Origin of the sequence: Streptomyces sp. NPDC057307 (assembly GCF_042667665.1) — a bacterium.
GTDB lineage: Bacteria > Actinomycetota > Actinomycetes > Streptomycetales > Streptomycetaceae > Streptomyces.
The window spans coordinates 23,117-36,511 of the sequence record NZ_JBHUZM010000077.1 but is presented as its reverse complement, the minus strand read 5'-3'; the positions used below and the strand labels follow the sequence as shown (position 1 = coordinate 36,511).

General features: G+C 69.5%; 12 protein-coding genes. 7 read left to right on the top strand and 5 right to left on the bottom strand.

Features of this window, described 5'->3' with window-relative positions:
• Nucleotides 1-416: 416 nt before the first annotated feature.
• The gene (locus ACFUN8_RS23950; protein WP_383641140.1) at nucleotides 417-677 is read right to left on the bottom strand and encodes a hypothetical protein; all 261 of its coding nucleotides are present in this window, start codon (nucleotides 675-677) and stop codon (nucleotides 417-419) included.
• A gap of 343 nt (nucleotides 678-1,020) precedes the next feature.
• Between ACFUN8_RS23950 and ACFUN8_RS23945 the strand changes: the two genes are divergently transcribed.
• Nucleotides 1,021-1,608, top strand: a complete 588-nt coding sequence (locus ACFUN8_RS23945) for a hypothetical protein (protein ID WP_383641137.1) — start codon at nucleotides 1,021-1,023, stop codon at nucleotides 1,606-1,608.
• Here the strand turns inward: ACFUN8_RS23945 and ACFUN8_RS23940 are convergent.
• Nucleotides 1,605-2,816: an IS110 family transposase gene (locus tag ACFUN8_RS23940; RefSeq protein WP_383641149.1), complete on the bottom strand. Its 1,212-nt coding sequence runs from the start codon at nucleotides 2,814-2,816 to the stop codon at nucleotides 1,605-1,607. The two genes, ACFUN8_RS23945 and ACFUN8_RS23940, sit on opposite strands and share 4 nt — an antisense overlap.
• A 215-nt stretch (nucleotides 2,817-3,031) precedes the next feature.
• Between ACFUN8_RS23940 and ACFUN8_RS23935 the strand changes: the two genes are divergently transcribed.
• Nucleotides 3,032-3,634 carry a response regulator gene (locus tag ACFUN8_RS23935; RefSeq protein ID WP_383641134.1) on the top strand — a complete coding sequence of 201 codons (603 nt, stop codon included), beginning with the start codon at nucleotides 3,032-3,034 and terminating at the stop codon, nucleotides 3,632-3,634.
• A gap of 119 nt (nucleotides 3,635-3,753) precedes the next feature.
• Here ACFUN8_RS23935 and ACFUN8_RS23930 read toward each other — a convergent pair whose 3' ends face one another.
• On the bottom strand, nucleotides 3,754-4,326 hold the full coding sequence (locus ACFUN8_RS23930; RefSeq protein WP_383641146.1) for a hypothetical protein: 573 nt from the start codon (nucleotides 4,324-4,326) through the stop codon (nucleotides 3,754-3,756).
• A gap of 110 nt (nucleotides 4,327-4,436) precedes the next feature.
• Here ACFUN8_RS23930 and ACFUN8_RS23925 point away from each other — a divergent pair, with 110 nt between their 5' ends.
• The 4 genes from ACFUN8_RS23925 (at nucleotide 4,437) to ACFUN8_RS23910 (ending at nucleotide 8,839) form a co-directional block, all read left to right on the top strand.
• Nucleotides 4,437-5,036 (top strand): TetR/AcrR family transcriptional regulator, encoded by a 600-nt coding sequence (locus ACFUN8_RS23925; protein WP_383641131.1) that lies wholly within the window; start codon nucleotides 4,437-4,439, stop codon nucleotides 5,034-5,036.
• Nucleotides 5,037-5,452: 416 nt separating this feature from the next.
• A complete protein-coding gene (locus tag ACFUN8_RS23920; RefSeq protein WP_383641128.1) occupies nucleotides 5,453-6,049 on the top strand; it encodes a hypothetical protein in 597 nt (198 codons plus the stop codon).
• 275 nt (nucleotides 6,050-6,324) lie between these two features.
• Entirely contained in the window at nucleotides 6,325-7,608 is a 1,284-nt protein-coding gene (locus ACFUN8_RS23915; RefSeq protein WP_383641143.1) for an FAD-dependent monooxygenase, read from the top strand.
• 205 nt (nucleotides 7,609-7,813) lie between these two features.
• Nucleotides 7,814-8,839 carry a hypothetical protein gene (locus ACFUN8_RS23910; protein ID WP_383641125.1) on the top strand — a complete coding sequence of 342 codons (1,026 nt, stop codon included), beginning with the start codon at nucleotides 7,814-7,816 and terminating at the stop codon, nucleotides 8,837-8,839.
• 255 nt (nucleotides 8,840-9,094) lie between these two features.
• Here the strand turns inward: ACFUN8_RS23910 and ACFUN8_RS23905 are convergent, their stop codons facing one another.
• The gene (locus ACFUN8_RS23905) at nucleotides 9,095-9,571 is read right to left on the bottom strand and encodes a hypothetical protein (RefSeq protein ID WP_383641122.1); all 477 of its coding nucleotides are present in this window, start codon (nucleotides 9,569-9,571) and stop codon (nucleotides 9,095-9,097) included.
• 164 nt (nucleotides 9,572-9,735) lie between these two features.
• On the bottom strand, nucleotides 9,736-10,416 hold the full coding sequence (locus ACFUN8_RS23900; protein ID WP_383641119.1) for an SMI1/KNR4 family protein: 681 nt from the start codon (nucleotides 10,414-10,416) through the stop codon (nucleotides 9,736-9,738).
• A 334-nt stretch (nucleotides 10,417-10,750) separates the two neighbouring features.
• Here ACFUN8_RS23900 and ACFUN8_RS23895 point away from each other — a divergent pair, with 334 nt between their 5' ends.
• Nucleotides 10,751-13,393 (top strand): NACHT domain-containing protein, encoded by a 2,643-nt coding sequence (locus tag ACFUN8_RS23895; protein WP_383641116.1) that lies wholly within the window; start codon nucleotides 10,751-10,753, stop codon nucleotides 13,391-13,393.
• Nucleotides 13,394-13,395 lie beyond the last annotated feature (2 nt).

Genomic DNA, 13,395 nt, shown 5'->3' with positions numbered 1-13,395 from the left:
GCGCTGTGCAAGCGAAGGCACCCGCTTCGCGGGTGCCGAGCGGTTCGCTGCGCTCACCGCGCCGTGCTGCGCACGGCGCCCAGTTCCACGGCCCTCTCTTCAACACCCCCTCCTCACCACCCCCTCCTCACCGCCTTCCCTCCGCTGCGCTCCGTGAAGGCGGTGAAGCCGGCCGCTGCGCGCCCAGGAGGCCGCGCGGTGCACGGCCTGGATTCTGTGGACTGATAGGGAAGTTGGGAGCGCTCCGCGCTCCTGAACGGGTCCGCTGCGCTCCCCCGCCTGACGGCCCTTCCGGCTGCACCTCCAGAACCGATGAGCCCGCTTCGCGGGCCCATCTGGTTAGGAGGACCGGGTGCTGGGGCCGGTCTTTGCGGTGGCGGTGGATCACAGGGCCGGCCCCGGAGTCGCGGTGCGGGTCATGTCTGCTGGGGGTGACCGCCGTCTCCCTCAACGACAAGCCGGTCGGTGCCGGGTTCCTCGGCTCCTTCTACCACCGTGACGTCGATCTCCCCGTCACCGGTGGTGTCGAACTGGTAGACGTCCGCCTTGCCGTCGCCGGTCGTGTCTGTCATCCAGACATCAGGTTTTCCGTCACCGTTGGTGTCGGCACTGAGGACGACATGGTGCTCGTCCCCCTGGGTGGGGATCGCTTCTTCGGTGCCCTCGCTGGTTTCCATGACAGGCCGGTTGCCCCCGGGGAGTGGTTCGAAACCGTCTCGCACCGGGGGTTGTATGTAGGGGGTGCTTCAAAATACATCTGGGATAGGCTCTGGACTGGGATGCGGGCACCTGGGTGGCCAGAACCGGGGACGGCTTCAAGATTCAGGTGCCAGTTCACCAGAAAGTGGAGCCCGCCTGCCGGACCGGCTACGGCCTGATCGGCATGCGCGAGCGCGCCCACTCCGTCGGTGGACGCCTCCTGGCCGGACGCAGATCAGGCGGCGGATACGCCGTCACCACCGAACTGCCCCTGCGGACAACCGCTTCCGGCACGACGCCGGACGAGGAGGACAGGAACCGATGGCCCTCTCCGTGCTGCTCGCCGATGACCAGGCCCTGGTCGTTGGCACCTTCAAACTGCTGATCGACCTGAGCGAGGGCTTCGAAGTCGTGTGGGGGGGGTGGCCCCTATCTCTTTGGTCAAGGTGGTCGAGTGCTGATTGGGGCATCTGGAACGATGTGCCTGTGCATGCTGATGATCAGGTTGGCGAGGGTGTCTCTGCGGTCCTCGCGGCGTTTCTCCGGAACGCCGATGACGGCCGTCCGGTGAAGATCGTTCCTTCCGTCTGCGGTGGGTGTGGCGGGCGCGTGTTCTTCGTACTCGTCGACGATGTCGAGGGCGGAGCCGAGCGGGTGTGCGTCGGTTGCGGCGTCCGCGCGTTCATCGCGGATAGCGAGGAGTTCTGGGAGGACGCGGATCCTGGCGAGGCCGGCTGCCCGTGCGGGAGCGAGGAGTTCGAGACCGCGGTCGCGTTCTCGCTCGCAGATGACGGGTCGGTCCGCTGGGTGACCGTTGGGCTGCGGTGTCAGAAGGACGGCGCCGTGGGGGTCTATGTTGACTGGAAGATCGACTACGGCCCCACGGATCACCTCCTGGCCATGGTCTAGGTCTGCGGAGCGACGGCCCTAACGGGCTGCGGTTCGTGGAAGGTTCCGTCGCGGAGCATCGCGAAGAGGACATCGGCTCGTCGTCGGGCGAGGCAGAGCAGGGCCTGGGTGTGGTGCTTGCCCTGGGCGATTTTCTTGTCGTAGTAGGACCGGGACGCGGGGTCGCCCAAGGCTGCGAACGCGGAGAGGAAGAAGGCCCGTTTGAGCTGCTTGTTTCCCCGCCGGGAGGGCTGTTCGCCGCGGATCGATGAGCCCGAGCTCCGGGTCGCGGGGGCGAGTCCGGCGTAGGCGGCGAGGCGGCCGGCGGTCGGGAAGGTGCTGCCGTCGCCGACCTCGATCAAGATGCGGGCTCGGGTCCTGACGCCGATCCCCGGCATCGACGTCAGGACTTTGGAAAGAGGGTGGGCCTCCAGGAGTTCCTCGATCCGCCCGGCCAGCAGCTTGCGTTGGTCAAGGACGGTGGTCAGTGATCCGGCCAGGCTCGGGACGATCAACGCTGCCGCCTCGGTCCCCGGAACGGTCACGGTCTGCTCGTCCAGAGCATCGAATATGTCCTGGACCAGCCGCTCGGTCATCCGCGGGGCCTTCGGCCGCAGCAGCGCGACCAGCCGCCGACGTCCCGCCTTGCGTATCTGGGCCGGTGACCCGAACCGTTCCAGCAGCGTGAGGACGGCCGGGTGCTGCAACCGCGGCCCCAGGACCCGTTCCAGTGACGGATGGATTTGGGTCAGCAGACCGTGCAACCGGTTCGCGACCCGAGTGGCCTCGCCGGCCAGGTCGTCGTCGAAGCCCACGATCATCTCCAGTTCGGCGATCGTCTCGTCCTCGCCGTCGATCGCCCGCAGCGTGTGCGGCATCGCGCGAGCCGCATCCGCGATGATGAACGCATCCCTCGCGTCCGTCTTCGCCTCACCCGGGTAGAGGTCGGCGATCCGCCGCATCGTCAGACCGGGCAGATAGGCGACCGGACAGCCCATGTCCCGGGCGACCGCCAGCGGGAGGGCCCCGATCGAGGCCGGCTGGTCGACCACGACCAGCACCGTCCCGTGCTTGGCTTTCAGCTTCGCGAACAGCTCGCGGAGCTTGGGCTCGGTGTTGGGCAGGCGCTTGTCGAACGCCTTCTTCCCGGCAGGGGTGACGGCGGTGGCGTGGTGTTCGCCCTTGCCGACGTCCAGGCCGAGGAAGACGTCGATGTCGCCGGTGTTGATCACGTGCAGGCCCCTCCATCACGCCTTCGTCCGGCCTTGCCAGGGCACCGAGCTGCCACATCCACGTTACGGAGAGCTCTTCCGGCTCGGGTGAAGCCGCTGCTCAAGCCCCTCATCAGCGGTCCGTCGATGCCTCCGGCCCGGTGACACCACCCCCCGGATCATGAACAACAAGGGGGGGGAAGTCATGCCGGACCCGAAGGCCGGAGGCCCCATTGCGGAACCACGAAAAAGGTAACGGGGGGGGCGCCGCCAACGGCCGGGAGGCGGTCGAGCTGGCTCGCGCCACCCGCCCCGACGTCGTCGTGATGGACATTCGCATGCCGGTGCTCGACGGCCTGGCGGCCACGGCGGAAATCTGCGCGGACGAGAGGCTGGGCGCGACCAAGGTGCTCGTCCTGACCACATTCGAAACCGACGAGTACGTGGCCCGTGCTCTTCGTGCGGGCGCCTCCGGATTCCTCAGCAAGGGCATCGGCCCCGAGGAACTCCTTGACGCCATCAGGACGGTCGCGTCCGGGGACGCACTCCTGTCGCCCGCCGCGACCCGCTCTCTCGTCGCACGCTTCCTGGCAAGCCCGGGCCACGGGCCGGCCGCCATCCCCAGCACACCACCACTGCTCGAACTCACAACCCGCGAGAGGGAGGTCGTCTCCGAGGTGGCCCTCGGCCTGTCGAACGACGCGATCGCCGAGAAGCTGTACGTAAGCCCGCTGACCGTTCGCAGTCATCTCCAGCGCGCGATGGCCAAGCTGAACACACGCGACCGGGCCCAACTCGTCGTCCGCGCCTACCGGTCGGGCCTCGTACGCCCGTGACGGGCGGTGTCGCCGACGGCCCGCCCGGGTGCCGGCGGGTAAGGCCGGCCCGAACTGTCGTGGGCGGATCCGCTGCAAGTCCCGCCGTCAGCAGGCCTGTCATCGGCGTTGACGGGCCATCAGTTCTTCCGGTCCGCAGACTTGAGGCGAAGCGCGGAGACGAGGAAGAAGACACCGCCGAGGAAGGCGTACCCGGCGAGATTCGTGAGCGTGGCGCCGTCCTTGCCGGCCTGCAGGAAGAAGCTCGCGCCGGCGAGGGTGGAGATGGCCCCGCTCGTGATCATCGGCCACTGCCCGCCCATCCGCCGCCGGACCAGGCCCACAGCGAGCTGCGTGATGCCCGCCGTGACGGCCCAGATGCCCCAGACCCGCAGGACGGCCGGGATCCCGGAGGTGAGCGCGACCGCCAGGGCGATGACGGTGAGAACGCTGAGCCCGACGTTCACCCACAGCCTCTTGGCCGCGCCGTCGGCCGCCCGGGCCGACCGCAGGTCGACCACTGCGCAGGCCGCGTCGAAGAGGGGATAGAGCACCAGCAGTGTCCCGCTGAGCGGGCCCAGCGCGTCGGCCGCTGTGAACACCAGGGCTGCCCAGACGGCGGCGAACGCGAAACGCAGGAGATACAGCTTGCGCAGAGCCACCGGGAGCGGTGCCGGTGCGGTGGGAGTGGGCTGGCTGGCAACGGTGTCCATGGCGCGACTGCTTTCCATCATGAGGGAGAACGTTCGGTCTCCCTTCATCATTGGATACTCTGTTCGACCTGTCAAGACAGAACGTTCTCCCTCGGTTGTAGGGTGGGGGCATGAGCCGGAAGACACATGAAGGCAGTACCTCCCAGGCCCGGGCGCGGCTGCTCGGGGCGGCGGTCAGGATTTTCTACGCGGAGGGGATCCACTCCGTCGGCGTCGACCGGATCATCGAGGAAGCGCAGGTGACCCGGGCCACCCTGTACCGCCACTTCACCGGCAAGGAAGACCTCGTCCTCGCCTACCTCGAGCAAGCCGACCAGGGCATCAGAGCGCAGCTGGCGGCCGCCCAGGAGAACGGCCGGACCCCGAGCGAGAAGGTGCGCGCGGTCGGCCGCTCCATCGCCGAGGGCATCAGGTGGGAGGGCTTCCGCGGCTGCGCCTTCCTCAACGCCGCGGCCGAGTACCCCGATCCGGCGCACCCCGTCCACCAGGCTGTTCTCGCGCACCGGCAGTGGTTCCTCGACACCGTTACACACCTGCTGGCACAGGTCGGAGACGCGCCCGCCCAAGCGGCGGGGCGGCACTTCGTCATGCTCCGGGACGGAGCGATGGCTGCAGGATGTCTCTCCGATCCGGGTCTGATCACCGAGACGTTCCTGGAGGGCATCGAAGGGATCGTGCAGGCGCGTTCCGCGGCACGCTCAGCAGGCTGAGTGCGGCCGCACGCCAGACAAGGAGACGGTCGCGCAGAGCCGGTGGGACGGGACTGCCGGGGAGCCGGAGTGCGGTGGTTCTGGGGTTGTTGCCGGTGCGGGCTATGAGGTGGCGCAGCACGATCACGTTGAACTGACGGGTCGGCGGAGCGGTGATCGCCTCGTACAGGCCGCTGGAGTCCGGCGCGATCTCCAGTTCGTTGCGGACCGCGCGCAGGGTGCGCGCTACCGGTCCGTTGATGACGACCCGCCGACTCCCGCCCCTCCCCTTGAGCTGGCGGGTCACGTGACGGCTGAGGACCGCGAGCCTCTGCTGCTCGAGGCCGGCCTGGGCTGGACTCTCCCAGGGATGCCGTAGGTCCTGGGGGCGAGCTTGTACTTCGTGTAGAGCGCCGTGGTTCGGCGATACTCACCACATGGGATACGACGCCTATGGAGCTGTGGTCAAGTGGGATCCATTGATCGCCCTCACCCGTGAACCCGAGTGGGGGAAGGTGTGGCTGTGGGACGAGACGTACGAGCCAATGGCTCCGTTCCTGTCCGTGGAGGACATGCCCGGCACCAAAGGCCATTGGAACAGCCTCTGGTACTACGGCGACTGCCTGCGCCCAGAGCTCACCCCAGAGACCCGCACACTCACCGATACCGTGCTCGGCACGCTGACCACCGGCTATGTCTTCGACGAAGAGTGGGAACCGAAGCGCCGCGATGACCTGGCGTCAGACGCGGGACCTCACGCTCAGCCGACGCCGGAGGACTGGCGACACCTGCTGAACTACACCTTGCGCCCCGCCGGTGTGCGCGAGTTGCTCGACGCGGCCAACCGGCTGCCATGGGATCTCCTGACCCGTCTCGGTGAGGAATGCGACGCGATACCGCTGGAGCAGCGCGAACCACCGCACGGAGCGGTGCTGTGGTTCCACGACTTCCACCAATTCACGCTCTCGCACATCACACTGCTCGAGCAGGCCGCCGTCGGCGGCCACGGCGTCGTCACCATAGGCGGCTGGTGACCGAACACGGCGCCGAACTGCAAAGCTGCGGCTTCGTCCAGCCGGGCGTCTGCTTGAACAGGCGAAACGTGTCCTCCAGGGCGAAACGGCGGAGGAAGGACTGCCAGCAGCGGTCCACGTCGTCGGAGGTGGGGCCGGTTTCCGACCACCACAGCCAGACCGGCTTGTTGACCCGCCGGACGGCAGCTTCTCCACGGCGAGGCGGACGACGGTGCCCTTGATGAGCGCAGCGGTGCGCCATGATCGATCCAGGCTTGCCCGCCGGGTGAGCCTGGATCGAGTACGACGGACCGCTGCCGGGCGGGCACTTCGGCGTCCTCGACTCCCGGCTGGACTTCCGCCGCCTGCCGAGCCCCTTCCCCTACACCCTCGCCCTGCCCCAGGAACGCACCGAGGCACTGCTGGAGGGCCAGGCCGCCGATCTGGGCGCAGGCATCCTGCGCGGGCACGAGGTCACCGGCTTCGCCGACGGCCCCGACCACGTCGACGTGCACGTCTCCGGACCGGACGGGCCGTCCACCCTCCGGGCGGCCTACCTGGTCGGCTGCGACGGCGCCCGCAGCACCGTGCGCACCGCGGCCGGCATCGACTACCCCGGCACCCCCTCCACCCTGCTGGGCTGGCTCGGCGACGTGGTGCTGGACAATCCGCCCGCCCCTGGCTACAGCTACTTCGGCCCGGCCGGCACACTGATGGCCGTCCCCATGCCCGGCGGCATCCACCGCCTGGTCGGCATCACCCCCCGCGACCTGACCGGCACCTGGCCCGGCGACCTCACCCTGGACGAACTGCGCGAGAACGTCATCGCCATGGCGGGCACCGACTACGGCATGCGCGACCCGCTCTGGCTCTCCCGCTACGGCAACACCACGCGCCTCGCCGACCAGTACCGCAAGGGCCGCGTCTTCCTCGTCGGCGACGCCGCCCACCAGCACTTCCCCGCCGGCGGCGTCGGCATGAACGTCGGCATCCAGGACGCCGCCAACCTCGCCTGGAAGCTCGCCGCCACCCTCAACGGATGGGCTCCCGACGGCCTGCTGGACACCTACCACGCCGAACGCCACCCCGTCGGCGCCGACCTCATCGCCACCAGCCGCGCCCAGGTCGCCCTGATGACCGCCTTCACCCCCGAGGGCCTCGACCTGCGCGGCGTACTCGCCCGGCTGATCACCACCCTGCCCGACCTCAACGACCACCTGGCAGCCACGGTCAGCTCCCTCGCCGTCACCTACCCGCCCACCACCCCCGGCGACCACCACCCGCTGACCGGCACCCGCGCCCCCGACCTCACTCTCGGCAACACCGGCCTGTTCGCGCTGTTGCGCGTCGAGCGCCACCTCCTGCTGGACCTCACCGGCAGCGGCCGCCTCGCTTGCTACGCGCGCCGAGGACTGCACGTGCACACCGCCACCGCGTACCAGCCACCGAGCGAGTTCACCGATGTCCGCGCCGTCCTCGTCCGCCCCGACGGCCATATCCCCTGGGCAAGCGCAGAGCACGACAACACCGCCCTCGCCAACAGCCTCACTGCGGCCCTCGCCACCACACACCGGAAGTGAGCCGCCCTGTGACCGCCCGGCGCATCAACCCGTCCGGCCCGCACCTGGCATGTCACGATCACCCGATCGAGGCTCCCGTTCTGCCGTCGGTGCCAGCGATCCACCAGCGGGCGGGCCAGGGGGTCCGTCGGCTTTTCCCGTGTCGGAGCTCTTCGTGGGGCGGCCACGAGGGCCGTTGTCAGAGGCGGTTGGCAAGATTGCGGCCATGAATGTCACTCCTGTCACTCCGCCACGGCCGATCGACGTTGTCGCGGTCTTTCCCCAACTGGCCCCGCTGGCCCGCACGGCGACCCGCCTGCACCCGCGCCCTGGGGGGCCGACGTGGCACGACAGTTCGATCGGCGGGCCGCTGCTGTGGCCCGCCGAGGAGTCGTGGCCGCACTGCGAGGAACCGCATGTGGTGGACGGCATCAACCCGGCCCAGTCCCCGGCGGATCTGCGGCTGGAACGACGGATCTTCGCCGCCTCGCGCGGCCGGGACCTGACTCCGGAGGAACGGGAGACTCTCGAGCGGATCCGGCCCCCTCGGACGTATCCGGTGAGGCTGGCGGTCCAGTCGTACGACGGCCCCATAGCGATGCTGCCCGTCGCGCAGCTGTACGTACGGGATGTGCCCAATCTGAACCCGCCGGAGGGCAAGGACCTGCTGCAGGTTCTGTGGTGCCCCTTCGATCATCCGATCATGCCCAGGACCCTGCTCTTCTGGCGTTCCGCGGCCGCCGTCACCGACATCCTCGACACGCCCCCCGAGCCGCCCGCAGTGCAGTTCGACGGCTATCTACCGGAACCGTGCGTGCTCGAACCGGAGCAGATCACCGAGTACCCGGACCATCTGGAGCTGAGCGAAGAACTGCAGGATCAGCTCCAGCAGTGGAGTGTGCCGCAGGCAGCAGAGGAAGACATGGACCCGGACACGTACTACGACTGTGTGCTGTCCAACGCACCCGGCTGGAAGGTCGGCGGCTGGCCCGCTTGGAGCTCCACCGACCCCAGCCCGCGGCCCTGCTCCGAGTGCGGCACCGGCATGGAGGTCCTGATGACCGTCGCCACGTTCGAGGAAGGGGACGACGCCGGGAACAGTTGGTCTCCGTATCCCCACCCGGGTGCTGGTCCGTACCCCGGCCACCGCGGCTTCAACGCGACCGGGGTCCAGATAGGCAGCGGCTACCGGCAGCATCTGTTCGTCTGCCCGGCGAAGCCCGAGCATCCGCACATCGAGTTGATGACGTAGCCCGTCCGCGGCTTGCACCCGGGGCGTCACGGTGCGGGCATGCCGTGACGCCGGGTGGCCGCGAGCTCAGGGTCCCGGACAACGGATGGATCTCGTTGACCTGCAGGAACGTGACCTCCGACGGGTGGAGTTCCCGCGCAGGTGAGCCCGCACTCCCTTCCACGAGGGTCGGTGGACGAACGTAGGCACATCCTGACGGTGCCCGACCGGCCCATGCCTGCGTTTCGTCACTCGGCGAGGCCCATCGCCGTTCTTCTAGCCGGCGCGGTTCGTGGCGGAGAAGTACCTGTTCGCCGTCGGCAGGAACGTCAGCAGGACGGCGCCGGCCACCAGGAGGACCGGACTGACGCTGACGAAAACGTCGTAGATGACATCAGTCAGGCTCTCCTTGTCGAATTCATTCGTACTCATGCTGTTGATCACGAAGAACGTGACGAGAGCGGCGGCGACGGCGAGTATGTTACGTGCCCACGTCCGGCCCCGGCGCATCTGGAAGACGAAGAACAGGAACAGACCACTCGTCACCACCAGAAAGCCCGCGGACATGGCGACTTGCCGGACCGCCTCGCTCTCACCCATCTCGTCGCGCATCTCGTCGAGCCCGGAGGGCGAGAGAACGAACGTGTCCAGTACCCAGACCAGGGCGTCCACGGCAATGGCGGCCAGCAGGAGCAGGAAGGCGGTCTCCACCTCACGGGGACGCGCCCCTCGCAGGTCAGTTGCTGAGTTCATCGTCACTTCTGTCTCCTCGGGTAACCCGTACTCCCGGAGGAGACGATCAACTCGGACGAGCGGTTGCCCGCGGAGGTGCGGCGAACGGGTCTTCGGCGGTCGTGTGGGCGGCGCTCAGGACGTACACGGTGTCGCCGTGCAGCGCTGGAGCCCGTCGGCGGCGGTCAGGACTGTGGTGTGGCGGCCGTGCGGTGGTCTGGATCGGCCAGTGGTCGGGGCAGCCCGATCGGTGCGGGCCTCAGCGGGTGACCGTGCAGCTCGCCGCAGCCCCCTTCGTCCCACCACATTCCGCCTTGCGTGGTGAGGTAGGGGCGCAGTCCGTGGACGTCGCCGCCTTCATGAAGTGCTCGCGCGACCGCGTGGAGAAGGCTCGCCAGATCGGGCCAGGAATCGGTGAAGTCACCGCCACCGCTGTGGCCTGCCCAGCCGAGACGCCCTGTGTCAGGACCAGGACGTTGGTCGATGACCTGCGCCGCGCCGTCGGCGCTCACGGCCCAGGGAACCCAGAGGCGGTGCCACCAAGGCTCCTCCTCCCAGGAGCGAGGGGTCAGGCCCTCGTTCTCCCCAGCGATGTCCACGCAGGTCTGCCAATGGTCCACGATGCCGCTCACGGTGAGCGGGGACTGCTCCGGCAGGATGGTTGTCCAGGCGCTCATGCCGTTGTGGCATCGCAGAGACTCAGCGAGATCATCGGGCAGTCGGGCGCCGAGGATCCGTTCCGCGTGTCGGATCTCGTCCGGCGTCGCCGGCGGATTGAGGAGTGCGAGATCGGAGGCCGCGTGGGTGGCCAGCCAGGCGTCGATCAGGTGCCAGGACTCCGACGGGGGCAGGATCTGCTGTGCCATGGCGCCATCCTGCCCCACACGTCTGACAAGGCGACGGGCTGGATCGGTGCCGGTCCACCGGAGTTCGAGGCGGTGACCAGCGGGCCCCGGTACCCGTCGACTTTCGGTTATGCGGGTGTGGAGATGTCCGGCTCGGTCTGCTGTCCGAGTCTCAGTAGGAGTGTGGCGTGCCGCCCGGTGCGGAAGTCGGCCCTCGTTTGGGTGAAGCGCCCCCGGAGTCGGACGTCGTCGGCAGAGGTGGCCGGTAGGAAGCGACGGTATGGGGACGAGGGGGGCACGGAGTTCAGCGGGTATCGGTGACCGACGTGAGCGTGACGGACGGCTCTATCTGGTTTTGTCCGGTGTCGGTCTGGTCGGTGCGGTGTGGGTGAGCTGGCGCTTCGGGCTGCCGGTGGCTGCCACGGTCACGGCTCTGCTGCCGACGGTGGGTGGGATGTACCTGTCGTGGGCGACCTTCCGCACGGCGGGCGCGACGTACGACACGGCCGGACCCGGTCTTGCCGAGACGGCTGAGCGGCTCGCCGCCGAAGTGCGTGCGCAGTGGACGGCCGAGCTGACGGTGCGACGGATCACCGTCCCGTATGCGCTGGCCGTGTCCTGGCGCCCGGCCGAAGCGGCGCTGAGCGAGCCTTGGCAGTTCCTGGAGCGCACTGCCCGTGGATGGCCGGGAGGCCCGCTCGGGAGCCCGGACGGCTGGGCACCGGGTCCGGCGGGACTGGCAGGGCAGGACGGGGAGATCACCGACGTCCTGCTGTGCCGCATCCCGACCCGGCGCCTGGCGGTGCTGGGTGAAGCGGGATCGGGCAAAACCGTGCTGATGATCCGTCTCCTCCTGGGCCTGCTGGAGGCGCGGGCCGAGGGTGAGCCCGTACCGGTGCTGCTGCCGCTCGCGTCCTGGGACGCGGCCACACTGCCGTTCCCCCAGTGGCTGGCGCGACAACTCGCCCGGGACTACCCGATGCTGGGCCCCGCCGACGGAGCGCCCGGTGGAAGCGAGTCGTCCGCGCGTGCGTTGATCGAGGCGGGCCTGGTCCTGCCGCTGCTGGACGGGCTCGATGAACTGCCCCCGCGCAGCCGCGCCCTGGCGCTCGACGGGATCAACGAAGCGCTGCCGCCCGGACAGGGTGTGGTGGTGTCCAGCCGGAGAGATGCCTACCTGGATACCGCGGCCCCCGTCGGCCGGCTGCCGGTCCGCCTGGCGGCCGCCGCAGCGGTGGAACTGTGCCCCCTGGAAGGGGAAAAGGCTGCCGAATACCTCGTACAAGGCACCGCGGGCAGGGCCGCGGCCCGCTGGAGGCCGGTGCTCGGGCAACTCGGCACGCCGGAACGGTCACCGGTCGCGGCCGCTCTGTCCACACCGCTGATGCTGGCGCTGGCCGCGGTCATCTACAACGCCCGCCCGGGCGAGGACCTCACGACGCTGCCGGACCCGGCCGAACTGTGTGACCGTACGCGGCTGCCCGAGCGCCGCGACGTCGAACGGCACTTGCTCGGTGCGTCGGTACGCGCCGCCTACCGGCCGCACCCTCGCCACCCCTGCCGCTGGAGCGCCCGCACCGCGGAACGCACCCTGCGCTTCCTCGCCGCCCATCTGCGCAGACTCGGCGACAGCACCGATCTGGCCTGGTGGCAACTGCGTACGGCGCTACCGGGCCGCCTCGTGGCCCACACCACCGGCGTACTGCTCGGACTCGCTTCTTGGATCACCGCGCTGCTGGCCGCCTACGTCCGCACCAGCCTGACCGGGGACACCCAGCTGTGGTGGGTCGTCGGAGCGCCCGCCGCGCTGATCGCGGGCATGGCGGCTGGTCTGGCCTGCGATGTCAGCGCGGCCATGACCGCCGGAGCGACGTCCACGACCGCCAGCACGATCGCGTTCTGGATGGTCGATCCCGCTGAAGCGGGGCCGCGGTTCCCCTCGGACTACATTCCGCTCGGCGGGCTCGCCTTCGGATTCGCCGCGGGCCTGATCGGAAGCCTTGTCGGAGCCCGGACCGCCCGCGCACGCGGCGCTGCGACCACAGCGCCACCCTGGTCCTGGGATTGGGGAACGTGCCTGCGCGGCCTGGCGGCCGGTCTGTCCCTGTGGTTCCCCTGTTCGTGGCTCGGCGCCACAACCGCGTTGTCCGTCGCCTGCATCAACGCCGCCGTCTATGCCACCGCCGGCGGCCTCCTCGGATCCCGGGCCCGCCGGCCCGACACCGATCTGCCCGCCCCTGCCACCAGACTCCGCTGGTCCTTCGACCCCCGCACCATCACGATCGGGCTGGCCGCGGGCCCCGTCTTCGGAGCCGCCCTGCTCCTGATGGATTACCCGGCCAACCTGATCGCGGGAAACCAACACCCCCTCGCCGTCGGGCCCTTCAGCTACATCCTGCACTCCGCCCTGGACGGACTCGGCCTCGGCCTGGCCGCGACGGTGCGGGCCCGGCGAGCCGACACGGCCACCGCCCCGGCACCCGACTCCCTCCTGCACCAGGACCGCACGACGTTCCGTCACCTCCTGCTCCTCACCGCCCCCTTCGCCGGAATCGCGCTCGTCGCGCCCACCGCACTCACCGCCCTGTTCACCGGCGACCCGTTCTCGGGCTCCTCCGTCCCGCCCGGCGGCACCCATCTCCTCTCACCGCTTCCTCCGGCAGCCCGCTCTGCCGCGTATTCGCTGGCCCTGGCCACCGGTGGACTCGCAGTGGGCCTGGCCGCCGCGATGAACCGCACCGCCTGCTGGCCGTACGCCCTCACCCGCAGCTACCTCGCCCTCCGACACGGGCTCCCCTTCCACCTCACCCAGTTCCTGACCGACGCCCACCGCCGCCGCTCACTGCTCCGCCAGGCAGGAGCCATCTACCAGTTCCGTCACCTCGAACTGCAACACCACCTCAACCGAACCGACGACCTCACCGACGTGGAGCGCCCGCTGATCCTCGTCGCGAGCCGATGGCTGGGCGGGCGACGGCGGGCTCCGCGTACGCCTTGAGG